The organism is Paeniglutamicibacter sulfureus, assembly GCF_039535115.1.
Taxonomy (GTDB): Bacteria; Actinomycetota; Actinomycetes; order Actinomycetales; family Micrococcaceae; genus Paeniglutamicibacter; species Paeniglutamicibacter sulfureus.
Genome location: NZ_BAAAWO010000001.1, coordinates 2,883,465 through 2,907,057 on the forward strand (window position 1 = coordinate 2,883,465; position 23,593 = coordinate 2,907,057).

General features: G+C 66.9%; 20 protein-coding genes. 7 read left to right on the plus strand and 13 right to left on the minus strand.

Translation table 11 applies throughout. From position 1 onward, the window contains the following. Positions 1–51: 51 nt before the first annotated feature. Entirely contained in the window at positions 52–702 is a 651-nt protein-coding gene (locus tag ABD687_RS13145) for a cysteine hydrolase family protein (RefSeq protein WP_310290511.1), read from the minus strand. A gap of 105 nt (positions 703–807) precedes the next feature. Between ABD687_RS13145 and ABD687_RS13150 the strand changes: the two genes are divergently transcribed. Beyond that, the gene (locus ABD687_RS13150) at positions 808–1,755 is read left to right on the plus strand and encodes a GlxA family transcriptional regulator (protein WP_310290508.1); all 948 of its coding nucleotides are present in this window, start codon (positions 808–810) and stop codon (positions 1,753–1,755) included. 12 nt (positions 1,756–1,767) lie between these two features. Here the strand turns inward: ABD687_RS13150 and ABD687_RS13155 are convergent, their stop codons facing one another. The 6 genes from ABD687_RS13155 to ABD687_RS13180 all read right to left on the minus strand — a co-directional run bounded on the left by ABD687_RS13155 (position 1,768) and on the right by ABD687_RS13180 (position 8,878). Beyond that, positions 1,768–2,259, minus strand: coding sequence for a hypothetical protein (locus tag ABD687_RS13155; protein ID WP_302263712.1), 492 nt, complete (start codon positions 2,257–2,259; stop codon positions 1,768–1,770). Positions 2,260–2,504: 245 nt separating this feature from the next. Then, complete coding sequence (gene allB / locus ABD687_RS13160) at positions 2,505–3,896, minus strand: allantoinase AllB (RefSeq protein ID WP_310290500.1); 1,392 nt, start codon at positions 3,894–3,896, stop codon at positions 2,505–2,507. A 49-nt stretch (positions 3,897–3,945) separates the two neighbouring features. After that, complete coding sequence (locus tag ABD687_RS13165; protein WP_310290497.1) at positions 3,946–5,091, minus strand: glycerate kinase; 1,146 nt, start codon at positions 5,089–5,091, stop codon at positions 3,946–3,948. 31 nt (positions 5,092–5,122) lie between these two features. Further along, entirely contained in the window at positions 5,123–6,928 is a 1,806-nt protein-coding gene (gcl, locus tag ABD687_RS13170) for a glyoxylate carboligase (RefSeq protein ID WP_310290494.1), read from the minus strand. 169 nt (positions 6,929–7,097) lie between these two features. Then, complete coding sequence (locus ABD687_RS13175; protein WP_310290491.1) at positions 7,098–8,015, minus strand: 2-hydroxy-3-oxopropionate reductase; 918 nt, start codon at positions 8,013–8,015, stop codon at positions 7,098–7,100. 71 nt (positions 8,016–8,086) lie between these two features. Beyond that, positions 8,087–8,878, minus strand: a complete 792-nt coding sequence (locus ABD687_RS13180; protein ID WP_310293419.1) for a hydroxypyruvate isomerase family protein — start codon at positions 8,876–8,878, stop codon at positions 8,087–8,089. A 302-nt stretch (positions 8,879–9,180) separates the two neighbouring features. On the opposite strand from ABD687_RS13180, the gene ABD687_RS13185 reads away from it, so the two are divergent. The 4 genes from ABD687_RS13185 to ABD687_RS13200 all read left to right on the plus strand — a co-directional run bounded on the left by ABD687_RS13185 (position 9,181) and on the right by ABD687_RS13200 (position 13,233). Continuing rightward, positions 9,181–10,701, plus strand: coding sequence for an NCS1 family nucleobase:cation symporter-1 (locus ABD687_RS13185; RefSeq protein ID WP_310290488.1), 1,521 nt, complete (start codon positions 9,181–9,183; stop codon positions 10,699–10,701). Between the two features lie 45 nt (positions 10,702–10,746). Continuing rightward, entirely contained in the window at positions 10,747–11,487 is a 741-nt protein-coding gene (locus ABD687_RS13190; RefSeq protein ID WP_310290484.1) for an aspartate/glutamate racemase family protein, read from the plus strand. 201 nt (positions 11,488–11,688) lie between these two features. Beyond that, positions 11,689–12,447, plus strand: coding sequence for a formylglycine-generating enzyme family protein (locus ABD687_RS13195; protein WP_310290482.1), 759 nt, complete (start codon positions 11,689–11,691; stop codon positions 12,445–12,447). Between the two features lie 294 nt (positions 12,448–12,741). Continuing rightward, positions 12,742–13,233 carry an FBP domain-containing protein gene (locus ABD687_RS13200; protein WP_310290478.1) on the plus strand — a complete coding sequence of 164 codons (492 nt, stop codon included), beginning with the start codon at positions 12,742–12,744 and terminating at the stop codon, positions 13,231–13,233. Positions 13,234–13,266: 33 nt separating this feature from the next. Here the strand turns inward: ABD687_RS13200 and ABD687_RS13205 are convergent, their stop codons facing one another. Next, complete coding sequence (locus ABD687_RS13205; RefSeq protein WP_310290475.1) at positions 13,267–13,857, minus strand: GNAT family N-acetyltransferase; 591 nt, start codon at positions 13,855–13,857, stop codon at positions 13,267–13,269. A 161-nt stretch (positions 13,858–14,018) separates the two neighbouring features. On the opposite strand from ABD687_RS13205, the gene ABD687_RS13210 reads away from it, so the two are divergent. After that, the gene (locus ABD687_RS13210; RefSeq protein WP_264271581.1) at positions 14,019–14,717 is read left to right on the plus strand and encodes a maleylpyruvate isomerase family mycothiol-dependent enzyme; all 699 of its coding nucleotides are present in this window, start codon (positions 14,019–14,021) and stop codon (positions 14,715–14,717) included. A 144-nt stretch (positions 14,718–14,861) separates the two neighbouring features. Here the strand turns inward: ABD687_RS13210 and ABD687_RS13215 are convergent, their stop codons facing one another. From ABD687_RS13215 to ABD687_RS13230, 4 genes are read right to left on the minus strand one after another with little or no spacing between them, the layout of a single operon-like run. Continuing rightward, on the minus strand, positions 14,862–15,698 hold the full coding sequence (locus tag ABD687_RS13215; protein ID WP_217390763.1) for a bifunctional allantoicase/(S)-ureidoglycine aminohydrolase: 837 nt from the start codon (positions 15,696–15,698) through the stop codon (positions 14,862–14,864). Then, the gene (locus ABD687_RS13220; protein WP_310290470.1) at positions 15,691–16,968 is read right to left on the minus strand and encodes a DUF6986 family protein; all 1,278 of its coding nucleotides are present in this window, start codon (positions 16,966–16,968) and stop codon (positions 15,691–15,693) included. Before ABD687_RS13220 ends, ABD687_RS13215 begins: the two co-directional genes overlap by 8 nt. Beyond that, positions 16,965–18,593 carry a malate synthase A gene (gene aceB, locus ABD687_RS13225; protein ID WP_310290465.1) on the minus strand — a complete coding sequence of 543 codons (1,629 nt, stop codon included), beginning with the start codon at positions 18,591–18,593 and terminating at the stop codon, positions 16,965–16,967. The genes ABD687_RS13220 and aceB overlap by 4 nt, the downstream gene beginning before the upstream one ends. Positions 18,594–18,616: 23 nt before the next feature. Next, entirely contained in the window at positions 18,617–20,005 is a 1,389-nt protein-coding gene (locus tag ABD687_RS13230; RefSeq protein WP_310290462.1) for an NAD-dependent malic enzyme, read from the minus strand. A gap of 217 nt (positions 20,006–20,222) precedes the next feature. On the opposite strand from ABD687_RS13230, the gene ABD687_RS13235 reads away from it, so the two are divergent. After that, a complete protein-coding gene (locus ABD687_RS13235) occupies positions 20,223–20,987 on the plus strand; it encodes an IclR family transcriptional regulator (protein WP_264271577.1) in 765 nt (254 codons plus the stop codon). A gap of 892 nt (positions 20,988–21,879) precedes the next feature. Here the strand turns inward: ABD687_RS13235 and ABD687_RS13240 are convergent. Next, positions 21,880–23,436, minus strand: a complete 1,557-nt coding sequence (locus ABD687_RS13240) for an AbgT family transporter (RefSeq protein ID WP_302263698.1) — start codon at positions 23,434–23,436, stop codon at positions 21,880–21,882. Between the last annotated feature and the right edge of the window lie 157 nt (positions 23,437–23,593).

Sequence of the window (23,593 nt, forward strand, 5' to 3'; positions counted from 1 at the left end):
CGTTAAACGACTTTGTCCCGGGGCGCTGGCCCCGGGACAAAGTCAGCGGATCTAGCCGGCGACCGGTGCGAACGCGGCGCGTCCCTGGACAGCGGAGGAGCCGAGGTCGCCTTTGGGCAGCTCGGCGCCGCCCTCGACGGACGTCGCCCAGGCGTCGGCGGTGGCGACGGTGGCGAAGTTCGAGTGCAACAGCACCATCAGTGCTTCATGCAACTGCTGCGCATCGACCTGGCCCGCCTCGTTGGCCAGGTGGACCGCTCCGCTGGCGTCGGAGAGGATCTCCACGCCGAAGCCCAGCGGTTCTGCGGCCGCGGCGGTGGCCAGGTCGCAATTATTGGTCATGTAGCCGACCAGGGTGATGGTGTCGATCTGGTTCTCCCGCAGCCAGGCCTCGAAGTCGGTGCCGGCGAAGACGCTGGCGTAGCTCTTGACCAGGGACTTCCAGGAATCCTTGCGACGGGCTTCGATCTCCGGGTGCAGCTTCCAGCCCTCGGAGCCCTCGGCGAACACCGGCGCCCCTGCCGGGTACTGGTGCTGCACGGCGACAACGGGCATGCCCTGCGCGTTGGCCAGGTCGATGGCCCTGGTGATGTTGGCCAGGGAATCGTTGCGGTTGGGGTACTGGATGGCCAATGGCCCTTCTTCGGCAAAGTAGTCGTTCTGCACGTCGACAATGACCAGTGCGCGGCGCAATTCAGCCATGGTGGGCTCCCATTCGTTGTGTTTGGTTGGTGATTCCAGCATGGCAGGGCCCGCTCGGGTACAGTGAGTGGCGTATATGCACGTCTTCGATGGAAATGGGCCAGAATGAAGATCGCCATCCACGCCTTCGATGGCATGACCATGTTCCACCTCGCCACGCCCCTGCTGGTTTTCGGCGAAGTTGCGCGGTTGGGTCTCGCCCCGGACTGGACGACGGCGGCATTCAATGACGCGGGGCAGCCGGTGCGCAGCGCCGAGGGCAACCTGATCGGCGACATTTCCGGGCCGGAAACTGCAGCCGACGCCGACCTCGTGGTGTTCCCCTCTTGGCTCTCGGAGCTGCCCGATCCCTCCGGGGAACTGCTTCGGCTGATTCGCGAGGCCCATGGGCGCGGTGCCGCCATTGCGGGCCTGTGCCTCGGCGCCTACCCGGTCGCCTGCAGCGGCGTGCTCGACGGGCGCACGGCCGTGACGCACTGGGGAGCCGCCCGGGAGGTCGCGGCCAAGCCGCATGCCGCGGAATTCAACGATTCAGCCCTCTACATCGACCACGGCGACGTGCTCACCTCGGCCGGCACCGCTTCGGCCCTGGATGCCTGCCTGCACATCGTGCGCACCCGCCTCGGCTCGGCGGCCGCGGCCACCGTGGCGCGCCAGATCGTCATCGCTCCGCACCGCGATGGGGGCCAGGCGCAATACATCGCCCGCCCGCTGCCGGATCCCGAGTTGGACGGGCCGCTGGGCCGGACCATTCAGTGGGCACTGTCGAACCTCGACCAGGACCTCGAGGTGGACGCCATGGCGGCCCATGCAACGATGAGCAAGCGGAACTTCACCCGCAGGTTCAAGGAGGTCACCGGGCTCTCCCCCGCGCGCTGGGTGCTCGGCCGCCGGCTCGACGATGCCCGCCAATTGCTGGAAACCACCAACTGGAGCATTGCCCGCATTGCCGAATCCTGCGGCTTCGGCAGCGCGGTGACCTTCCGCCAGAACTTCGTTTCCGCCTATTCCACCACGCCGACCTCATACCGCCACCGTTTCACCGCCCGCTGAGCGGCGGGCCGTTTACGCCGAGGCGGAGCCCGTGGCGCGACGGCGATCGCCCAGCTGCAATGCGAGAATCACCAGGGCATAGGCCAACGCCGGAAGCAGTGCCCAGCCCCAGTCGCCGAACTCCACCTCGAACGCCTCGGCCGTCGCCCCGCCCATGTTGATCCAGGCGGCGAGCGGGACGCAGAGCGCCCAGGCCAGCCCCACGGCGAGCATGCAGGTGCAACGGGAGGTGAGCCCGAGGAACTTCGCGCCCAATGCGCTGAACAGCGCGGCCAACACCACGAAACCGAAGGCCACCAGCAGCAGGGTGTTGACCATCCGGAATTCGTTCAGGCCGCCGTGGCTATTGCCGGCGAGCACGAAAAGGATCGCGCCGGTGAGGACCGCGGTCACCACCATCCCCAGGCAATTGACCCGCTGCCAGCTCGGGGCCGCCGAATCCCTGCCCGGACCGCGGTCCGGCGGGGTCGCGGAATACGCCTGCGTCCTGTCTGTCCCCGCCATGGCGCTCCCCCGGCTCGAAGTTGTTCGGCCCCACGTCGACGTGGTGCGATGCGTGGTGCAAACCCGCACCACTCCAGCATATAGTCAACCTCTTGGATAAAGCGATTGGCGGGCCGATCCGAAGTTAAGAATACCGGGCCGCTCCGGCGATCCCCGCACCCTCAGCGCGGTCACTGACCAAGGAGACGCGTTGAAGGTGGCGGGAGAAGCCGGGGCGGCCCGGAAGTTTAAGTCGGCTCGGCGGCCTAGACCTCGCCGCGGCGAATCAGCTTGCCCTGCGGGGTCGTGAAGTCGACCTCGGTGCCGCGCACGAAGGTCCGGCGGACCTTGCCGGCCAGGACCTTGCCCTGGTACGGGGAGATCGGGTTCTTGTGGTGCAGCTTGTTCACATCGACCAGGAAACTGTCCTCGGGTGCGAAGAAGGCGAAGTCGGCGTCGTTCCCCAGCGCGATCGCACCCTTGTGCTGCAGGCCGGCGATTTCCGCCGGGCGCTTGGACATCCAGTCCAGCACGGTCTCGAGCTTGATGCCGCGACGCTGGGCCTCGGTCCAGATCAGCGCCAGGCCCAGCTGCAGCGAGGCGACCCCGCCCCAGGCCACGCCGAAGTCGCCGTTCTCGACGTCCTTGAGGTCGATGGTCGAGGGCGAGTGGTCCGAGACGATGCAGTCGATGATCCCGTCCTCGAGTCCCTTCCAGAGCAGTTCGCGGTTGGAGGCCTCGCGGATCGGCGGGCAGCACTTGAACGCGGTGGCGCCGTTCGGGATCTCCTCGGCCAGCAGCGTGAGGTAGTGCGGGCAGGTCTCCACGGTCAGCTTCACGCCGTCGCGCTTGGCCGATTCGATCATCGGAAGCGCGTCGGAGGAGGACAGGTGCAGGATGTGGGCGCGGGCGCCGGTCCAGCGGGCGCGCTCGATGACCTCGGCCACCGCGACGTTCTCGGCGCCGCGCGGACGCGAGGCCAGGAAGCGGTCGTAGTGGTCGCCCTCGGCGTTTGGGGCGCGGTCGATGGCGCGCGAATCCTCGGCGTGGACCAGCATCATCGAGGCGAAGGACACGATCTCGGTCATGTCCTCTTCCATCTCGTCGGGTTCGAGGTACGGAAATTCCTCGACGCCGGAGTGGAGCAGGAAGCACTTGAAACCGAAGACCCCCGCGTCGTGCAGCTCGCGCAGGTCGGACTTGTTGCCCGGGATGGCCCCGCCCCAGAATCCGACGTCCACGTAGGCCTTGGCCCGGGCAGCGTCCTGCTTGAGCTCGAGGGCCTCGACGTTGACGGTCGGCGGGATCGAGTTCAGCGGCATGTCCACGATCGTGGTCACCCCGCCCGCGGCGGCGGCCTTGGTGGCGGACTCGAAGCCCTCCCACTCGGTGCGCCCCGGCTCATTGACGTGCACGTGCGTGTCCACCAGGCCCGGGATCAGCACCTCTTCGGCGGAAAGCTCGATGAGCCGCGCGCCGGAGAGGTTGTTGCCCAGCGGCTCGATGGCCACGATCTTGCCGTCGCGGATGCCGATTTCGCGCGCGACGGTTCCGGCGCCCGTGACGATCCGCTCGCCGCGGATCACCAGGTCGAAGTCCGCGCCTGTGTTTTCTTCCGTCCGTGGCGTCGTTGCCTCGGTGAGCTCGGTGTTGCCCATGGTCTCGTCCTTAGATCTCGTGCGTTGGAAAATGCGGTGGTTGGCGGGGTTACGCGGGGGCCGCGTGGGTGGCCAGGAATTCTTCGGCCAAGAGGGTTGCCGCCCGTTGCACAAGTGGTCCACCCTCACTCATGCAACGGGCAACATCGGGTTCCAGCTCGAGCAGCGACCTGACAGCGGTGAAGCCCGCGTCGGTTGCCTGCTCGGCGGAAAGTTGGTTGCGTCCACAAATTGCGTAGACGGGAATGCCGTGGGCGGCGGCCAGCTGGGCAACGCCGACCGGCGTCTTGCCTTCCAGCGACTGGGTGTCGAGGCTGCCCTCGCCGGTGAACACCGCGACGGCCCCGGACAGTGCTTCTTCCAGTCCGGTCAGCTCCAGCACCACGTCGATGCCGCGGCGCCGGGTTGCTCCCAGCACGGCCATCGCGGCGAAGCCCACGCCGCCGGCGGCCCCGGCCCCGGCGGCTGCGGCAAGCGCGTTAATGTGCCCGGGGCCGAATTCACCGCCCAGCACCTGAGCCCAATGCCCCAGCGCGGCATCCAGCGCCGAAACCAGCTCCGGGCTTGCGCCCTTTTGCGGGGCGAAGACGAAGGCTGCGCCGTTGGGCCCGGTGAGCGGGTTCTCCACGTCGGCGGCGAGGGTGAAGGTGGTCGTGGCGATCCGCGGATCCAGTGCACCGAGCTCGACGCGCTCCAGGGTGCCAAGCGTTCCGCCGCCCAGCGGCAGCTCGTTGCCCTGCTCGTCCAGCAGTCTGGCGCCGAGTCCCTGAAGCATGCCGGCCCCGCCGTCGGTGCAGGCGCTCCCGCCCACGCCGAGGATGACCTGGGTCGCCCCGGCGTCCAGCGCCGCGGCGATTAGTTCGCCGGTGCCGAGGCTGGTGGCCCCGAGCGCATCCTTCCCGCCGGGCAGCCGGTCCAGGCCGGAGGCCTCGGCCATCTCCACGACGGCCACCTCCTCCCGCAGGCCGAAGGCAGCGCGCACCGGCTCCCCGGTGGGCCCGGCGACCGTCGCCTGGTGCAGCTCGAAGCCGCATTGGGCGGCCGCGGCGAGGGTTCCCTCTCCGCCGTCGGCGACGGGCACCGCGAGCGTGCGCGCCCCGGGCATTGCCGCGCGCACCCCCGCCTCGATGGCGGCGGCAACCTGCGCGCCGGTGAGCGATCCCTTGAATTTGTCCGGTGCCACTACTACCAACATGGTGTGCCGCCTCCTCTCGTGTTGTTCCGGCCTAGACCGATGCGCCCACGTGGACGCCGTGCGATGCTTCCAGCGGGGCCAGCGCCGTGGGGGCGTCGGCGGCCGCGGTGGCCAGGTCCTCGAACTCGTTGACTGCATCCAGTTCAGCACCCATGGCGATGTTTGTCACACGCTCCAGGATGACCTCGACGACGACGGGCACCTGGAATTCGGCGGCCAGGCGTCCGGCCTCGGCGAAGCCCTCGGCCAGCTTGGACGGGTCCTCCACGCGCACCGCCTTGCAGCCCAGGCCCTCGGCGACCTTGACGTGGTCAACGCCGTAGCCGTTGGTCTCCGGGGAGTTGATGTTCTCGAACCCCAGGGAGACGTGGTAATCCATCTCGAAGGGGCGCTGCGACTGGCGGATCAGGCCCAGGTAGGAGTTGTTGACCACCACGTGGATGTAGGGCAGCTTGAACTGCGCGCCGACGGCCAGCTCCTCGATCATGAACTGGAAGTCGTAGTCCCCGGAGAGCGCGACGACGGTGGAGTTCGGCTTGCCGCGCACCACGCCCAGGGCCGCAGGGCCGGTCCAGCCCAGCGGGCCGGCCTGGCCGGCGTTGATCCACTGGCGCGGACCGTAGACGTGCAGCATCTGCGCGCCGGCGATCTGCGACAGCCCGATGGTGGAGACGTACGTGGTGTCGCGGCCGAAGGCCTCGTTCATTTCCTGGTAGACGCGCTGCGGCTTGATCGGCATGTTCTCGAAGTTGGTCTTGCGGTGCAGCGTGCCCTTGCGCGCGGTGCACTGATAGGCCCACGCCGAGTAGTCCGGCAGGGAGCCTGCGGCCTTGCGGTCGCGGGCCGCGGCCAGCAGCTGGTCGATCGCGGCGCCGGCGTCGGAGATGATGCCCAGATCCGGGGAGAAGACCCGGCCGATCTGGGTGCCCTCGATGTCGATGTGCACGAACGTGCGGCCCTTGCGGTAGGTGTCCAGGCCTCCGGTGTGGCGGTTGGCCCAGCGGTTGCCCAGGCCCAGCACGAAGTCGGAGGCCAGGAAGGAGACGTTGCCGTAGCGGGTGTGGGTCTGGATGCCGACCATGCCCGACTGCAGGCGGTGGTCATCGGGAATGGTGCCCCAGCCCATCAGGGTCGGGGAGACCGGGATGTTCAGCAGTTCGGCCAGCTCGACGAGCTTGTCCGAGGCGTTGGCGTTGATGACCCCTCCGCCGGCAATGATCATCGGGTGCTTGGAGGCAACCAGCAGGTCCAGGACCTTCTCGGCCTGGCCGCGGGTGGCTGCCGGCTTGTCCGGGGTGAGCGGCTCGTAGGCGTCGATGTCGAATTCGATCGTCGCCATCTGCACGTTGATCGGCAAATCCAGCAGGACCGGGCCCGGGCGTGCCGAGCGCATGATCTGGAAGGCCTTGGCGAAGTATCCCGGGACCAGGCCCGGCTCCAGGATGGTGGCTGCGAACTTGGTGACCGGCTTGGCGATGGACTCGATGTCCACGGCCTGGAAGTCTTCCTTGTGCAGCTTGTCGGTCGGCGCCTGTCCGGTGATGCAGAGCATCGGGATGGAATCGGCGATCGCGGCGTAGAGGCCGGTGATCATGTCGGTGCCGGCGGGGCCCGAGGTGCCCAGGCACAACCCGATCTTGCCCGTGGCCCGTGAGTAGCCGTCGGCCATGTGGCTGGCCCCCTCGACGTGGCGGGCCAGCGTGTGGCGGATGGTGCCGCGGCGCTGCATGGCCGAGTACAGGGGGTTGATGGCAGCACCGGGCAGCCCGAAGGCCTCGGTGGCGCCTTCCTTTTCCAGGATCAGGACAATTGCATCAACGACGCGCAACTTTGCCATGGTGTTCAGCTCCTTGTGTCAATCCCCGGCGCCGGCACTTGCCTGGCGGGAGGAGGGTGTGGGTTTGGGTGGACCGATGGCGCACAGCGGGTGCTGGCCGCGAAGGATCCCTGGGGCGGACGGTGCGGTGCCGGCTTCCGGGCCGGCACCGCACCAACTGCCCTGCTTGCTAGTTGGCGGCTACGGGTTCGGCCGGCACGTCGGCGGATCCGCTGAGGCGTTGTACGCCGCGGAAAAGTCCGGAGTGGTCAAGTGCGCCGTCGCCGCTGGCCACGGTGGAGGCCACGAGCTGGGCGACGAGTGCGCCGAGCGGAAGCACGACGCCCGCCTCGCGGGCGGCGGAGGTCACGATGCCCATGTCTTTGTGGTGCAGGGCCAGGCGGAAGCCTGGCTCGAAGGACCGGTCAAGGATCTTCTGGCCCTTCTGGTCCAGGACCTTGGAGCCGGCGAGCCCGCCGCCCAGGACCGTGAGCGCGGCATCGGTGTCGACGCCGTAGGCCTCAAGGAACACGACCGCCTCGGAGAGCGCCTGAATGTTGGCCGCGACGATCAGCTGGTTCGCTGCCTTGACGGTCTGGCCGGAACCCGAGGGGCCCACCAGCACGATGGTCTTGCCCACGGCATTGAAGACGGCCTCGGCGTCGGCGAAGTCTGCTTGCTCGCCGCCGACCATGATGGAGAGCACTCCGCCGATGGCGCCGGCCTCGCCGCCGGAGACCGGGGCGTCCAGCGGGCGGAGGCCCGCGGCGCGGGCCTCGTCGGACAGGCGCGCCGCCACGTCGGGGCGGATGGAGGAATTGTCGATCCACAGGGCGCCGGACTTGGCGTGCGCGAAGACCCCGGCCTCGCCGGTGACGACGTCTTCGACGTCAGCGGAGTCCGGGACCATGGTGATGACGATGTCGGCGTCGGCCACGGCCTCGGGGATGGACCCGGCACCCTTGCCGCCGGCGGCCACGAGTTCCGCGGTCTTTTCCGGGCTGCGGTTGTAGCCGGTGACCTCAAAGCCTGCCTTGGCCAGGTTGATGGCCATGGGAAGGCCCATGATGCCCAGGCCGATGAATGCGATCTTGTGCGTGTTCGACATGCCGTGCTCCTGAAAACTTGTGCGTGCTGGTGGCTCGGGCAGCGCGTGCCCGAAAGTGTTTGGGGTGCCGGTTAGGCGGGCTGGCGGATGAGCCAGTTGAAGGCGTCGGCGTGCGCCGCCTTGTATTCGAGGGCGACACCGCCGGCGTAGCCGAGGTCGCGTGAGCGGGTGATCCATTCGCCCAGCGGAAGGGTTCCGGTGCCCGGCGCCCCGCGTCCCGGATCGTCGGCGATCTGGATGTGGCCGAATTCGTGGGCGTGGCCCTCGATCAGCGCGGCCACGTCGTCTCCGTTCACGGCCAGGTGGTAGAAATCGGCGAGCAGCTTGACGTTTCCTGCGCCCGCCGCGTGGACCTTGTCCAGGACGAAGAAGGCGTCGGCGGAGGTCTTCAGCGGGTAGGCCTCGGAACCGGAGATCGGCTCGAGCATCACCGTGCCGCCGATGCGCTCGACGCCCTTGGCTGCCGCGACCAGGTTGGAAATGGCCAGCTTGTCGTGCGCCTGGCCGTCGATGCCGGGCTGCCGGTTTCCGTACAGGGCGTTGAAGCCCTTGCAGCCGGTGGCCTCGCCGATGCCTGCCACGACGTCGATGTTGTCGAGGAACTCGGATTCGCGTCCGACCCAGGAAACCAGTCCGCGGTCCCCGGCCGGCATGTCGCCGGCGAAGAAGTTCAGGCCCTCGAGGGTGACGCCCGCGTCCTTGATCGAGGCAACGAAGGCGTCGACTTCGGAGTCGGCGGGTACGGCCCTTGCAAACGGCCACCAGAATTCAACGCTGTCAAAGCCCGCGGCCTTGGCCGCGGCGGCGCGCTCCAGCAGGGGGATCTCTGTGAGCAGGATTGAACAGTTGACGGTGTAGGCCATCTTCGACTCCTTCATGGTTCCAACTTCCATATTGTGAAATATGTTTATTGCTTGATGAGAACTCTAGCGAGTGGGCTTAGTCACTGTCAAGGGTGCCCGACAGCTCCGCCCGTCGGCCTACTAACACGCCCCGGGCGACGGAAACGGACACGAACCGGGCGTGACCAGTCAAATTCGGGTCACGGAATTTTTCCCGGCAATTCCACCAGATGAAAATCCTTTTCTTTTACATGGAATCATGCCATCATCGATCCACGAAGTAATCTCCGTCACACCCCCTGTGGTGAAAGGTACGAGTTCTCATGACCCATCCAGATGTGCGCACAGCGACGTCCGAATCCAGCGTTCCGCCCGTGGTCCAGCACGAACTGAATCCCCATGGACTCAGCGCGTCGCTGTACAACAGCGACCTGGCACCCACCACCAAGGCGGGAAGGACCTGGTCCAGCTACAGCATCTTCACGCTGTGGGCCAACGACGTCCACTCCCTGGGGAACTACGCATTTGCGATCGGGCTCTTTGCACTCGGCTTGGGCGGCTGGCAGATCCTGCTGGCCCTGGGGTTCGGCGCCATACTGCTCTTTGGGCTGTTGAACTTCTCCGGCTTCATGGGCGAAAAGACCGGGGTCCCGTTCCCGGTTATGAGCCGCATTGCCTTCGGCATCCGCGGGGCACAGATCCCCGCCCTCCTGCGCGGTGCGGTGGCAATCGCCTGGTTCGGCATCCAGACCTACCTGGCATCCGTGGTGCTCGTGGTGATGATCCTGGCAGTGGCCCCCTCCGCCGCGAGCCTTAACTCCAACAGCTTCCTGGGCCTTTCCATGCTGGGCTGGATCTGCTTCGTCTCCCTCTGGGCACTGCAGCTGGTCATCGTCAGCTACGGCATGGAAATGATCCGCAAGTACGAGGCCTTCGCCGGCCCGGTCATCCTCGTCACCATGGGTGCGCTGGCCATATGGATGTTCGCCCAGGCCGGCGGCTCCATCGCCTGGTCCACCGGCGACGCCAAGACCGGCGTCGACATGTGGCTCGGGATCCTTGGCGGCGGCGCCCTGTGGGTCTCCATCTATGCGACCTTCGTGCTGAACTTCTGCGACTTCACCCGCAGCGCCACGTCCAAGGGCTCGATCGTGCGCGGCAACTTCTGGGGCATCCCGCTGAACATGCTGCTCTTCGGCGTGATCGTCGTGGTCATGACCGGTGCACAGTTCAAGATCGACGGCACCATCATCGACAGCCCCTCGGACGTCGTCGCAGCCATTCCGAACACCTTCCTGCTGCTGGCGGCATCGGCGGCCCTGCTGATCCTGACCATCGCGGTGAACCTGATGGCCAACTTCGTCGCCCCGATCTACGCATTGACAAACCTCTTCCCCAAGGTGCTGAACTTCCGCCGCGCCGGCATCATCTCCGGGGTCATCGGCCTGCTGATCCTGCCGTGGAACCTCTACAACTCCCCCGCCGTCATCACCTACTTCCTCGGTGGCCTGGGCGCCCTGCTCGGCCCGCTGTTCGGCATCATCATGGCCGACTACTGGATCCTGCGCCGCGCCCGGATCAATGTCCCGGACCTCTACCGCACCAACCCCGAGGGCACGTACTTCTTCACCCGCGGCGTGAACTTCCGCGCCATCACCGCCCTGGGCATCTCCGCCATTGCGGCACTGGTCCTGGCCTTCTCCCCGGCCCTGGGACACGTCTCGGCCTTCGCCTGGTTCATCGGCTCCGGCCTCGGCGCCCTCGTCTACCTGGCCATCGCCAAGCGCGGCCAGGTCCACCAGGACGTCGACGGCGAGGCCATCGCCGTCGCCCCCACCCACTAGGGCCCACCGCCCGCTTCAGATCCACCGCCACACAGGAGTTTCCCCATGCGCATTCTGGTCCTCAACGTCAACACCACCGCGTCCATGACCCGGTCCATCGGCGACTCGGCCCGTTCGGCGGCCTCCCCGGGAACCGAGATCATCGAGCTGACGCCCGACTTCGGCGCCGATTCCTGCGAGGGAAACTTCGAGAGCTACCTCGCCGCCATTGCCGTCATGGACAAGGTCGTGAACTACACCGAGCCCTTCGACGCCGTCATCCAGGCCGGCTACGGCGAACACGGCCGGGAGGGCCTGCAGGAACTGCTCGATGTACCGGTCGTGGACATCACCGAGGCGGCCGCATCCACCGCCCAGTTCCTGGGGCACAAGTACTCCGTGGTCACCACGCTGGACAGGACGGTTCCGCTGATCGAGGACCGGCTGAAGCTGGCCGGGCTCACTGACCGCTGCGCCTCGGTCCGCGCCAGCGGACTGGGCGTGCTCGAACTTGAGTCCGATCCCGAACGCGCCGTGGCCGCCATCGTGGAGCAGTCGCGACAGGCGGTGCAGGACGACAAGGCCGAGGTCATCGTGCTTGGCTGCGGCGGCATGGCTGAGCTTGAGGCCAAGGTCGCCGAGGCCACCGGCGTGCCGATCGTCGACGGCGTGCGCGCCGCGGTGACCATCGCCGAATCCCTCATCCGACTGGGGCTGAGCACCTCCAAGGTGCGCACCTACGCCACTCCGCGACCCAAGGTCGTCACCGGCTGGCCGATCACCAAGGCCGCCGTCAACGCTGGCTGACGCGCCGGAAATCGAGAACCACGCTTGACGGGGGGCGGCTGCCGGTAGGGCAGCCGCCCGTTCATTTGGCCAATGGTCGCAGAATTGGCCTGCAGCGTGAAGCACGCCCGATCGTGCCACCTCCCGCGTCTTTGGGTTCGCCGAGGCCGGAAGACACTTCGCCGCCGCCCTTTGCGGGATGATCGGTAGGTGGAACTTTCAATGGCTTCGATCCCGGCGGGCAAGGCCCGCCTGCGCGACGCCCGATCCGATGCGGTCCGCGAGGTCAGCCTCCGCCCGTTCCATCTCTCCGAGACACCTGTCACCCAGGCCCAATGGGCGGACGCGGGCGGTGCCGAACTCGTCGAGGCCTCCGCGCAGGATGTGCCCGCCCACCCGGTCACCTGGTTCGAAGCGGTGCGCTGGTGCAACAAGCTCTCGCAGGACCACGGACTCGATCTGGCCTACCAGATGGCAGGTCGAGAGATCACCTGGAATGTCGGCTCCGGGGGCTACAGGTTGCCGACCGAGGCCGAATGGGAATTTGCCTGTCGCGCGGGCACCACGGCGCCCACCTATGCTCCGCTGCCAAAGATCGCGTGGACTTCCGGAGACGGAGTCGGCGGCCCGCAACCAGTCGGGCGCAAGGAGCCCAATGGCTTCGGCCTTTTCGACATGATCGGCAACATCTGGGAATGGTGCTGGGACTTTGCGGACACGGCACGCTACGGGGACTACAGAAGTCTGCGCGGTGGCGGCTGGGACGACAAGTCCTGGAGCTGCCGTGCCTCGGTGCGCCGGGGCAGCGCACCCGATGCCGTGCTTGAGGACGTCGGATTCCGGGTGGCGCGGGGAGCGGTCGGCGAGCGCGGCGAGTCCGCTGCACAGGGGTGGTCCGCCACGGCGGATCGCCGGCGGGCCGATATCCGCGGCTCTCTTCCCCTCGGGTGGACGCCATTGCGGAGCCTGCTGCGTGACTGACCGCGTCCCGCAAGTCACCCCATCCGTGCGCGTATACTTTTTCGCATGTCCATTTTGATCTCGTCTCAACCGCCCCGCGGGCGTTCGGAGGTAGCCGGCGTCTTTTCCGCCGGCTCGAGATAAGGCTGTCCACTTTCGGTGATATTTCGCGCCCCTTTGGCGCGCCCACATCCGCCGCCGGGTGATCGGCGACTCGTCGCCCGACCGCGCGCGGATCCTTTGCCCCACCCGAAGCATGCCCCCTCCCCTTCGCCGCGGCGACGAGGCGGCACGACAGTCAGGCCCCGAATTACCATGCATTCACTTTCCGAAAAACAGATCCGTACATCCTTCATCAATGCCTCGATGCGTGAACGCAAGGCCATCACGCTCCCGGAGGACTTCGACTCCCTGGATTGGGACACCTTCGAGTTCCTGGGGTGGAGGGATCCGAAGCTGCCCTTGGTCGGCTATGTCGTCACCGTTCTCGACGATGCACCCGTGGGCATCATGTTCCGCAAGACCGAGGGCAAGATCCGCAACCGGCCCCAGTGCTCGTGGTGCGAGGACGTTGACCTGCCCAACGACGTGGTGTTTTTCAATGCCAGGAAGGGTGGCCAGGCCGGCCGCGGTGGCGACACCATCGGCATCCTGGTGTGCGCCGAGTTCCAGTGCCCCGCCAATGTCCGCATGATGAAATCGTTGCCCTACCTCGGTTTCGATCGCGAGGCGGAGGTCGACCGGCGCATCACCGTGCTGCGCGAACATGTGCTGAACTTCGCCAAGCGGGTGCGCGACGACGCCTGATCCCGGCAGCTGGCCTCTTGCGGAACGACGCAATTAGCCCCGCGACACCAGCCATGCCAGCACGTCGCCATCCAGCTCACGGTCCGCAAGGATGAGCCGGGAAGCCGGCCGGTTCCCGACCGCTGCGGCCGTCTGCGGCGACGGAGCTCCCTCCCAACGAAGTTCGAGACCGGCCTTCTGCGCCACCTTGAGCGATGCGGGGTTGGTGGAAAGAACCCGGGCGATCACCGGCACCGAATCCCTGGCGGCATGGGCGCGTTCCGCCGCGTACCGGGCAAGTTCGGTGGCGAATCCGTGGCCCCAGCAGGCCGGGTCCAGTCGGTAGCCAAGGTTCCATACGGGCTTGCCGGCAATCGCCGCAAGCAGGTGCACTCCCCCGGTGCCCAGTACCTGGCCGGGCTCCAGGGGCGGGTAGGCGCCGGCCTCGCCCAGCCGCACGACCCAGTGCGAGAGGCCGTGCTCCCGCCAGCCGGCGCCAAACGTTTCCAGCGAGGCCTCGGTCTGCCGCGGATCCGTGACCCGTTCGCCGGGGATGTGCGCCCAGGTCCGCGGATCGCCGGAGATCGCGAAGACCTCATCCAGGTCCTCGGGGACGGGTGGATCGAGACGTAGCCGTTGCGTCATCTGCCGGTCCGGGATCATTCCACCAAACTACCGTCCGGCGGCAAAAAAGCCGGGAATGGCGGCCCGGCACCGAGCCACGCCCCTGCATATGAGTCGATACCGGTTCGATATGGATTGGATTCCGGGCCCGTCGCCGGCCCGCTCGTTGGTAGGGTGTCTGCATGATCAACACTGCCCGCCTGCACTCGGACCTTTCCCGACTCGGCCGCGAAACCAACATGATGCTGGCCACGATCGACACCCTGTCCGCCGACGAAATGTCGGCGCCGTCCCTGTGCGAGGGGTGGAGCCGGGCCGATGTCATTGCCCACCTGGCATCCAACGGCCGTTCGCTGGTCAAGCTCATCGACTGGGCCACCAGCGGGGAAGAGCAGCAGCTCTATGCCTCCCCGGAGGCCCGCAACGCGGAGATCGCCGCGCTCGCTGCCCTGCCGGGCCGGGAACTCGTCGAGAAATTCCGCAGCGCCGCGGAGTACTTCGCCGAACAGTGCGAGCGCCTGGCCGGGGAGCTCGCGGTCCAGGAAGTGAACCTGCACGGCAAGGTCATCCCCGCCACCTCCATCGTGGCGCTGCGCATCGCCGAGGTCGTCGTGCACCACCACGACCTGGACACCGCCTGGACCATCGAGGAGGCCGACCCTGACTCGCAGCTGGACGCCGTGGAGGCGGCGGTGCGCACCATGCGCGCCAAGGACGCCCCGGGCATGACGCTGGTGACCGAGGAAGGCGACGAGTGGGTCGTCGGCGACGGCGCCCTGCAGGTCAAGTCGGACCGCGAGGGCCTGATCGAGTGGCTCGCGCGCGGCCAGGCACGCTACATTGAATCCAGCGGACCCCTGCCGGTGCTCCCGGCCTGGTAGCAAACGCCTCTCCCCGGCACCACCCCTTTCCCAACGGGCGCCGGCCGAGATGGGGGGCAGGGGGTTTCCCCTCCCCCAAACACCGTCGGGCCCTTTGAACGCATCGCGTTCGAAGGGCCCGACGGTGTTAAGCGCTGTGCCGCGTTACAAGGCGATCTGGCGGTTCTGGTCCTTGTAGAGCAGGTAGCGGAAGTTCGACGGTCCGCCGGCGTAACAGGCCTGCGGGCAGAAGGCGCGCAGCGACATGTAGTCCCCCGCCTCGACCTCGACCCAGTCGGCGTTCAGCCGGTAGACGGCCTTGCCCTCCAAGACGTACAGGCCGTGCTCCATCACGTGGGTCTCGGCGAACGGGATGGAGGCGCCGGGCTCGAAGGTTACGATGTTCACGCCAAAGTCGAAGGCCACGTCCTGCGGGTCAAGCATGCGCGTGGTGCGCCACTTGCCCTCGGTCTCCGGCATCGCGCCGGGCTCGATGTCGCGCTCGTTGCCGACGACCGGTCCCGGGGCCGCGACGCCGGCCAGGACCTCGTAGCGCTTGCGGATCCAGTGGAAGGTCGCCACCTCGACGCCGTTGTTGTGGGCCTGCCACTGTGTGCCGGCCGGGACGTAGGCGAAGCCGCCCTCTTCTAGGGTGTGCGCGGCGCCGTCGATGGTCACGGTCAGCCGGCCGGAGACCACGAAGACGAAGGACTGGACCTCGGCCTGCGGCTCCGGGTGATCCGAACCGCCGCCCGGGGAGACCTCCACGATGGACTGGGCGAAGGTGGTCGAGCCGCCGGCGACCGGGCGGTTCAGCACCCAGGCGCGGGTGCCGGTCCACTCCGGGAAGACCGAGGTGACGATGTCGCGCAGCACCCCGCGCGGGATGACCGTATAGGCCTCGGTGACGATGGCGCGGTCGGTCAACAGGTCGGTCTGCGGCGGGTGCCCTCCGTAGTTCGTGTAGTAGCTTGCATCCGCACGAGTCTGGATCTTAGACATTCGAGTCCTCCGTCTGTGTTGCTCGCGTCAGGGCGATTGATTCAAGGGTGGATAGGGAAATCTCTGCTTCCGCGGCGATCTCCTCGGCGGTCAGTGCGCCGCAGACCAGGCCGCGGCGGATGAAGTTGGCCAGCGCCTTGGCGGTGGCCGGTTCGTCCATGATGGCCGATTCGATGCGGTGCACGTAGTTGCGCAGGCGCGCCGCCGCGGCGGCAAAGCCCTCGCGGTAGAACGCGTAGGTGGCCAGGTAGCGGGTGGGCAGCTGGTTCTGGTGCAGGTCCCAGCCCTGGTAGATCCCGCGCTCCAGGTGGCGGCGCACCAGCCGGGCATGCAGTGCCCAGGCGGCCTGGACCTGTTCCGGATCGCCCAGGGGCAGGATATTGGTGGAGCCGTCGGAGAGGTGCACGCCGGTGCCGGCGACGGCCACCTGCATGACGTTCTTGGCGTAGTCGGCCGCCGGGTGCTCCATCGACTGGTAGGCCGCCGCGATGCCCAGCGAGGCCGAGTAGTCGTAGGTGCCATAGTGCAGCGAGGTGATCCGCCCCTGGCCCGCGTGCAGCAGCGTCGCCGAGGGGACGGTGCCGTCATGGGCGAGGATCAGTTGCGGGGTTTCCATCTGGACCTCGAAGCGCAGGCGCCCGGCGGGCAGCGAGTGCGCCGCCTCCAGCTGCTCGCAGACGAAGACCATGGCGCGGACCTGGGCGACGGTGGTGACCTTCGGCAGGGTCAGCACCAGGCCCGGCGGCAATTCGCCGGCGCGGGCCAGCGTGGAGACGAACAGATCCAGCGTCCGCAGCCCGCGGGCCCGGGTGGGTGCCTCGAGGCACTTGAAGCGGATGCCGATGAACGGCGGAGCCACGCCCGCCGCCACGGCCTTGGCGACCTGTTCTGCCGCTGCAACGGCAGCGGCGTCCTCGGCCGTATCGCCGCGGTTGCCGTATCCGTCCTCGAAGTCCAGGCGCAGGTCCTCGATGGGCTCGCGGCCCAGCTTCGCGGCAACCAGCGCGGCAAGTTCCTCCGGCCGCGTCAGTCCCAGCTTCCCGGCCAGGTCGGCCAGGCCCGCCACGCCGCCGGCGGCCTCAAGCGCCGCGGCGCCCCAGGCCGCGGGCAGCTCGGGGGTGAAGCGGTCGGCCGGGACGTAGGCGGTGTGGATCGGCTGGCGCCGTCCGTCGTCGCCCGGGTAGTTCTGCTCCAGCAGTTCGTCGGTGGCTGCCAGGTCACTTTCGATGCGTGCCAGTGCGGCCGCGCCCAGCGCGCCCTGGCGGATCATTTTGCCACCAGCTCGGTGCTCAGCAGGCGGTAGGCAGGCAGCGTGAGAAAGTCCTCGAAGTCCTCCTCGCGCCCGGAGACCAGTCGGCCGATGAGTTCGGCGGCCGGGGCATAGTAGGCGGCGAAGGTTTCCTCGTCGTTGACCTCGTCGCGCAGCTTGGCGACCTGGACGGCCAGGGCATCGGCGACGAGTTCGGCGGTGATGGTGTTGCCGGTGTCTGCGGCGACGACCTGGTTGTTGATCTGCTGCCAGATCTGCGAACGGGAAATCTCCGCCGTTGCCGCGTCCTCCATGAGGTTGTGGATGGCCACCGCGCCATTGCCCGAGAGCCAGACGGCGGTGTATGCCACTGCAACGTAGAGGTTGGCGTTGACCCCGGCCTCGGTCACCGAGCCCGGTGCCGAGGCGACGTCGAGCAGTTGTTCGGCGGTGACCGCGACCTCGGGACGCTGGCGGTCGATCTGGTTGGGCTTGGCGCCGAGCACGGAGTCGAAGACCTCCACGCAGATCGGGACCAGATCGGGGTGTGCCACCCAAGAGCCGTCGAAGCCGTCGTTGGCCTCGCGGGTCTTGTCGGCCCGGACCTTCTCGAACGCGGCGGCGGTGACCTCCGGCTCGCGGCGGTTCGGGATGACGGCGGCCATGCCGCCCATCGCAAAGGCACCGCGCTTGTGGCAGGTGGCCACCAGCAGTTCGGTGTACGCGCGCATCATCGGCGCCGTCATGGCCACATCGGCGCGGTCCGGCATGACGAACTTCTCGCCGGCCTCGCGGAAGTACTTGATGATGGAGAAGAGGTAGTCCCAGCGCCCGGCGTTCAGGCCCGAGGCGTAGTCGCGCAGCTCGTAGAGCATCTCGTCCATCTGGAACGCGGCCGGGATGGTTTCGATGAGCATGGTGGCACGGATGGTGCCGTGCTCGATCCCGAGTTCCGCCTCGGCGAAGGCGAACACCTCATTCCACAGGCGGGACTCGAGGTAGGACTCCATCTTGGGCAGGTAGTAGAACGGGCCCTGGCCCGATTCCGCCAACGCCTTGGCGTTGTGGAAGAAATGCAGGCCGAAGTCGACCAGCGCGCCGATTGCCGGTGCGCCGTTGATGAGCACGTTGGCCTCCGGCAGGTGCCAGCCGCGCGGGCGGACCACGACGGTGGCCAGCGGTGCGTCGGTGCGCAGCGCGTAGGACTTGCCGTTGCCCGCGTCTTCGAAGGACAGCGTGCCGGCGGCCGCCTCGGTGAGGTTCACCAGCGCGTCCACGACGTTGTGCCAGGTCGGGGTCGAGGCGTCCTCAAGGTCGGCAAGCCAGACCTTGGCGCCGGAGTTCAGCGCGTTGATGGCCATCTTGGCCGGGGAAGCCGGGCCGGTGATTTCCACGCGGCGGTCCTGCAGGGCGGCCGGCGCCTGGGCGACCTTCCAGTCGCCGGCGCGGATGTCCGCGGTGGCCGGGTCGAAGTCCATGGTGCCGGTCTTGGCGACCTCCGCGCGGGCCTTGGTGCGTGCCGCCAGCAGCTCCTCGCGGGTTCCGGCGAACTTCTCGTGCAGCTTCAGGACGAAGGCCAGCGCCTCGGTGGAGAGGATCTCATCGGCCTTGGCAACGGACGGGGTGTGGGTCAGTGTGATGCTCATCGTGGTGGACCAGATCTTTCTTGCTACTTGTTCTTCACGGCCGCGGAGGAGACGGCCTCGGCAACGTCTGCGGCCACGTGCGGGTCGAAGACGGAGGGGATGATGAAACCTGGGTTGAGTTCATCTTGGCTCACCCGGGCGGAAATGGCATCGGCTGCGGCCAACAACATTTCGTCGGTGATGTCTGAAACGCGTGCGTCGAGCAGTCCGCGGAAGAAACCCGGGAAGGCCAAAACGTTGTTGATCTGGTTCGGGAAGTCCGAACGGCCCGTGGCGACCACGGCGGCATGGCGGCCGGCGGCGATCGGATCGACCTCCGGGTCGGGGTTGGCCATGGCGAAGACGATGGCATTCTCGTTCATGGCCTCGATGTCCGCCTCGTCCAGGACGTTGGGGGCGGAGACGCCGATGAAGACGTCGGCGCCGACCATGGCTTCCCTGAACGTCCCGGTGAACTGTTCCGGGTTGGTGTTGTCGGCCAGCCACTGGCGGTGCGGGTCTGCGGAAACATCGGTGCGGCTGATCGCTCCGTTGCGGCCGGCGGCGATGATGTTCTTGGCGCCACGGGCGGCCAGGAGCTGGATGATGGCGTTGCCGGCGGCACCGACGCCGGAGACGACGATGCGGACCTTGTCGATCTGCTTGCCGACCACCAGCAGCGCGTTGGTCAATGCTGCGAGGGTGACGATGGCGGTGCCGTGCTGGTCGTCGTGGAAGACCGGGATGTCCAGCTCCTCGCGCAGGCGGGCCTCGATCTCGAAGCAGCGCGGTGCGGCGATGTCCTCGAGGTTCACCCCTCCGTAGACCGGGGCGAGGGCCTTGACGATCATAATGATCTCCTCGGTGTCCTGGGTGTCCAGGCAGACCGGCCAGGCATCGACGTTGGCGAACTGCTTGAACAGCGCGGCCTTGCCCTCCATGACCGGAAGCGCGGCGGCAGGGCCGATGTTGCCCAGGCCCAGGACGGCGGAGCCGTCGGTGACCACGGCAATGGTGTTGCGCTTGATGGTGAGGTTGCGGGCGTCCTCGGGGTTCTCGGCGATGGCCATGCACACGCGGGCAACCCCGGGGGTGTACGCACGGGAGAGGTCGTCGCGGTTTCGCAGGGCGACCTTCGGGACGACCTCCAGCTTGCCGCCCAAGTGCATGAGGAAGGTGCGATCCGAGACATTGCGGACGTTCACGCCGTCCAGCGCATCGAGGGCATCGCGGACCGATTGGCCGTGTGCGGCATCGGTGGTGTTGCAGCTGACGTCGACGACCATGTGGTCATGGCCGGATTCGGCCACGTCAAGTGCCGTGATTGACCCTCCGGCGCGGCCCACGGCCGCGGCCAGTTCGCTGGTTGCAGTGATCGAGACGGGCGTTTGGACACGCAGCGTCAGTGAATATCCCGGGCTAGGTACGGCCATATCGTCCTCCTGAAAAAGTTTCCGTATAGTGGATACTATTATCTACGAAGTGAAATTACAAGCACTTATGTGGAGTGGGTCACGGGAATTGTGATCAAAGTTTCGGATCGTGGAAGAAATAGCTTGGGTTCCGGTAGTGTTGCACCACAAGACTTGACCGTTTGCGGGACCTTTTGACGGTTCCCGCCCGCGCACCAGCAGACCCAGGAGCATCGCCATGGCCGAAGTAAAGACGACATCGGGCGTCCAATCCGTCGAGCGCGCCTTCGAGCTCCTTGAACTCATTGGCCGGGCCGGCGGGGAGGCGGCCCTGAGCGAACTTGCCATGGACACCCCGCTCCCGCTTCCCACCATCCACAGGCTGCTGCGCACCCTGGTAGGCATTGGTTACGTCCGCCAGCTGAACAACCGCCGCTACGCCCTCGGCCCGCGGCTGATCCGCCTGGGCGAGGTCGCCAACCGCCAGCTGGGCGCCCTGTCCACGCCCATCCTGCAGAACCTGGTGAACGAACTGGGCGAGTCGGCCAGCATCGCGGTGCTCGACGGCGACATGGTCACCTACATTTCCCAAGCCCAGTCGCCGCACGCGATGCGCATGATCACCGAGGTCGGTCGCCGCTCGTCGCTCCACGGAACCGGAGTGGGCAAGGCAATCCTGTCGGTGCTGGAAAACGACCGGGTCCAGCGCCTGGTCAACCAGGCGGGCATGGCGCCCCACACGCCGAAAACCATCGGCACCATGCACCAGCTCTTCGAGGAACTCGATCAGGTGCGCACCCGCGGCTATGCCATCGACGAGGAAGAGCAGGAGCTCGGCGTGCGCTGTCTGGCGATGGCGGTCCCCGGCGCGCCGACCCCGATGGCGATCTCCGTCTCCGGGCCCGTCACCCGGCTCAACGACGAGTTCGCAGCCAGGGCCGTGCCGCGCTTGCGCGCAGCGACGGCCCAGCTTTCCGCGGCCCTCGCCGTCACGACGGGCTAGGGCGACCGACCGCACGGGACGTCATGGAACCGGGAATTCCTGAATCCACTTTGTACGCACGATCCTTCATCGCGTCGGCGCCTTGGCGCGCGCTGCGTAGGCGAGCCGCCGCGTAGGGCGGGAAGCCGCGCGGCTTTCCATGGCCACGATGCACATGATCGGCGCGTTCTGCGACCGGCCCTGCCGTGCCCAGGCGTCCAGCAGACCGTTGCGTCACTGGACTCGGGGCTGCCCGCCGGCCCGGTACGGTGCGGAAAACGAGGAGGTCACCCTCTTGCCGCCCCTGGGATCCTCACCAGCATGCTCTCGATACCGGTCCCATGCCTACGAAATGTGAACAAGCATCTCGCGGGTTTCCTAAGCCGGAGCCCAACACCTGGAGCTTCCACCTCCAAACTGTGACGACGTGTGGACCGGAAACACTCCCCCGTGGAGCACCGCCAGAGAGCAGTGGCCATGTTGCCCCCTCCTGCCAACGCCGTCTGGCTGCCCATATTGGTGCGTTCTTCGGCATCACCCGCGAATGCTTCAGGAGCCAAGATCGTCCTTCTGCTGTCGGCCGCGGGGCACCACGAAATGGTGCATTTGCATATCCTCGCAAGGGCGGGCGAACGTGCCCAAGGACCGAGTCAGCCAATTTCCTGTCAGGGAGGACGGTCGCTCGGGCCCCAAGGCCCGACGACATGGCAGCGACAACGCTCGTCGGGCCGGGATCCCTGGGCGAAGCCTCCGGATCCTAAGGGCATGGGGAGTCGGTGATCGGTTGGACATGGTCCTTGCTGCCCCGCCAGCTACGACCCGGAAACTGGGCCCACCAACTGACGATTCCTTTGGATTCATCCCTTGAACCTGCCCCCGGCACCGAGCCGCAGGCGGCCGGTTGTCGCCTGCGCTACCGCACGGGGGCACCGGGACCGAGCGGAATGCCCAGCGCCCACCAGGCGAGGAACAAACCGAGCCACACCACGAACATGATCAACGCACACGGCAACGTGAAGGAGATCAGCGTGCCAATGCCCGCCTTCTTGTTCAGCGTCTGGAGGTAGCCCACACAGAGAACGAAGCTGGTGCTCATCGGGGTGATGGAGTTGGTGCACGAATCGGCGATGCGGTAGAGCGCCATCGTGGTGGCAGGATTTGTCCCGAGCAGCATCATCATCGGGATGATGACCGGTGCAACGAGCGCCCACAGGGCCTGACCGGAAGTGATCATCAGGTTGAGGACCGCGATGCAGACGACAACAATCAAGAAGAGGCCAACGCTGTTGATCCCCAGGCCTTGGATGGCATCGGAACCGACCACGGCCACCACGGTGCTGATTTTCGTGAACTTGAACAACGCCAAAAACTGGGAGACGGCAAAGAACAGGACGATCAGCGGTGCAATCGAACGAACGCCGTCGGCCATGAAACGAGGGATGTCTGAGGCGGAGTCCAGTTGCCGGGAACCGGAGGCGAAAGCCGTGCCCAGAACCAGAAAGAACATCGACAGGAAGAATGCTATGCCGTCCAGAAACGGCGATTCCAGGAACTCCCCGCCCGCTCCACGCAGCGGTGATCCCGCAGGAATGATGGCCGCGGCCAGCAGCGCGAGGAAGGCCACCGCGGAGAGTCCCGTGACGCGCAGTCCACGGCGTTCCTGCTCGTCGGAGAGCAGGGCGCTGGGAGCCATGGCGGACATTGCCGCCGTGTCGGCCTGCTCGGTGTCGACCACCAGGGTGTGCTCACGCTTCTTCAGGATCAGCTCGGTGACCAGGGTGACCGTAATCGCCAACACTATGGCTGAGACCGTCGTGAAGTACATGTTGTCCGTGGCTCGAACGGTGACACTCGGATCGATGAGGTGGGCGGCCTCGGTGGCTACCTTTGCAAAGACCACATCGCCGGGGGCGATCAGTGGATTGGCATCTCCGGCTGCATTGATCGAGACGAAGGCTACGATCATGCCCAGCATCGGAGAGCGGCCTACGGCCTTAAAAGCCACCGCGCCCAGCGGAATCAACACCACGTAGGCGGAGTCGGAGAGGAACTTGGAAAGCGCGCCGCCCAGAGCCACGGCGAATACGACGGAACGCGGCGACACATTGCTGAGCGCACGTCGGGCAATGACCTCGAAGAGTCCGGACCTGTCCGCCACGGCAACGCCCAGCATGACGATCAGCACCGTCCCCAGCGGCCCAAACGTGACGAAGGATTCCTCCGCGCCGGTCAGCAGGGAGCGAATGGCCTCGACGCTCAACGCGTTGTTGACCCCGACAGTCTCTCCGGTCGCGGGATCCGTGACGCGCACCCCTGCGCTCGACAATATCCAGCTGGCGACGGCAAGCACGCCGAAGAGAATCCAGAACAGCCAGAACGGATGCGGCAGTGCATTGCCTGCCCTTTCCACGCTGGCGAGCAAACGGAGCCCGAGCGATTCGCTCCGGCCTCCGATTTTGGTGATGGTCATGGATCCTCCAGTAGTGCGGTAACCCTGAGCCGCGGATTGCCCAGTAGCGTGGGAATCGAAAACCCCACTCGTGATTTGTATTACAAGCACCGCGGTGCTGGGAGATGATTATCCAATTTTCGACAATCGTTCCGGAAGTTGCGACGAGGATTTGGAA

Coding starts and splice junctions, on each gene's coding strand:
- ABD687_RS13145 (WP_310290511.1), bottom strand. CDS start 702: ATGGCTGAATTGCGCCGCGCACTGGTCATTGTCGACGTGCAGAACGAC.
- ABD687_RS13150 (WP_310290508.1), top strand. CDS start 808: ATGAAGATCGCCATCCACGCCTTCGATGGCATGACCATGTTCCACCTC.
- ABD687_RS13155 (WP_302263712.1), bottom strand. CDS start 2,259: ATGGCGGGGACAGACAGGACGCAGGCGTATTCCGCGACCCCGCCGGAC.
- allB (WP_310290500.1), bottom strand. CDS start 3,896: ATGGGCAACACCGAGCTCACCGAGGCAACGACGCCACGGACGGAAGAA.
- ABD687_RS13165 (WP_310290497.1), bottom strand. CDS start 5,091: ATGTTGGTAGTAGTGGCACCGGACAAATTCAAGGGATCGCTCACCGGC.
- gcl (WP_310290494.1), bottom strand. CDS start 6,928: ATGGCAAAGTTGCGCGTCGTTGATGCAATTGTCCTGATCCTGGAAAAG.
- ABD687_RS13175 (WP_310290491.1), bottom strand. CDS start 8,015: ATGTCGAACACGCACAAGATCGCATTCATCGGCCTGGGCATCATGGGC.
- ABD687_RS13180 (WP_310293419.1), bottom strand. CDS start 8,878: ATGGCCTACACCGTCAACTGTTCAATCCTGCTCACAGAGATCCCCCTG.
- ABD687_RS13185 (WP_310290488.1), top strand. CDS start 9,181: ATGACCCATCCAGATGTGCGCACAGCGACGTCCGAATCCAGCGTTCCG.
- ABD687_RS13190 (WP_310290484.1), top strand. CDS start 10,747: ATGCGCATTCTGGTCCTCAACGTCAACACCACCGCGTCCATGACCCGG.
- ABD687_RS13195 (WP_310290482.1), top strand. CDS start 11,689: ATGGCTTCGATCCCGGCGGGCAAGGCCCGCCTGCGCGACGCCCGATCC.
- ABD687_RS13200 (WP_310290478.1), top strand. CDS start 12,742: ATGCATTCACTTTCCGAAAAACAGATCCGTACATCCTTCATCAATGCC.
- ABD687_RS13205 (WP_310290475.1), bottom strand. CDS start 13,857: ATGACGCAACGGCTACGTCTCGATCCACCCGTCCCCGAGGACCTGGAT.
- ABD687_RS13210 (WP_264271581.1), top strand. CDS start 14,019: ATGATCAACACTGCCCGCCTGCACTCGGACCTTTCCCGACTCGGCCGC.
- ABD687_RS13215 (WP_217390763.1), bottom strand. CDS start 15,698: ATGTCTAAGATCCAGACTCGTGCGGATGCAAGCTACTACACGAACTAC.
- ABD687_RS13220 (WP_310290470.1), bottom strand. CDS start 16,968: ATGATCCGCCAGGGCGCGCTGGGCGCGGCCGCACTGGCACGCATCGAA.
- aceB (WP_310290465.1), bottom strand. CDS start 18,593: ATGAGCATCACACTGACCCACACCCCGTCCGTTGCCAAGGCCGATGAG.
- ABD687_RS13230 (WP_310290462.1), bottom strand. CDS start 20,005: ATGGCCGTACCTAGCCCGGGATATTCACTGACGCTGCGTGTCCAAACG.
- ABD687_RS13235 (WP_264271577.1), top strand. CDS start 20,223: ATGGCCGAAGTAAAGACGACATCGGGCGTCCAATCCGTCGAGCGCGCC.
- ABD687_RS13240 (WP_302263698.1), bottom strand. CDS start 23,436: ATGACCATCACCAAAATCGGAGGCCGGAGCGAATCGCTCGGGCTCCGT.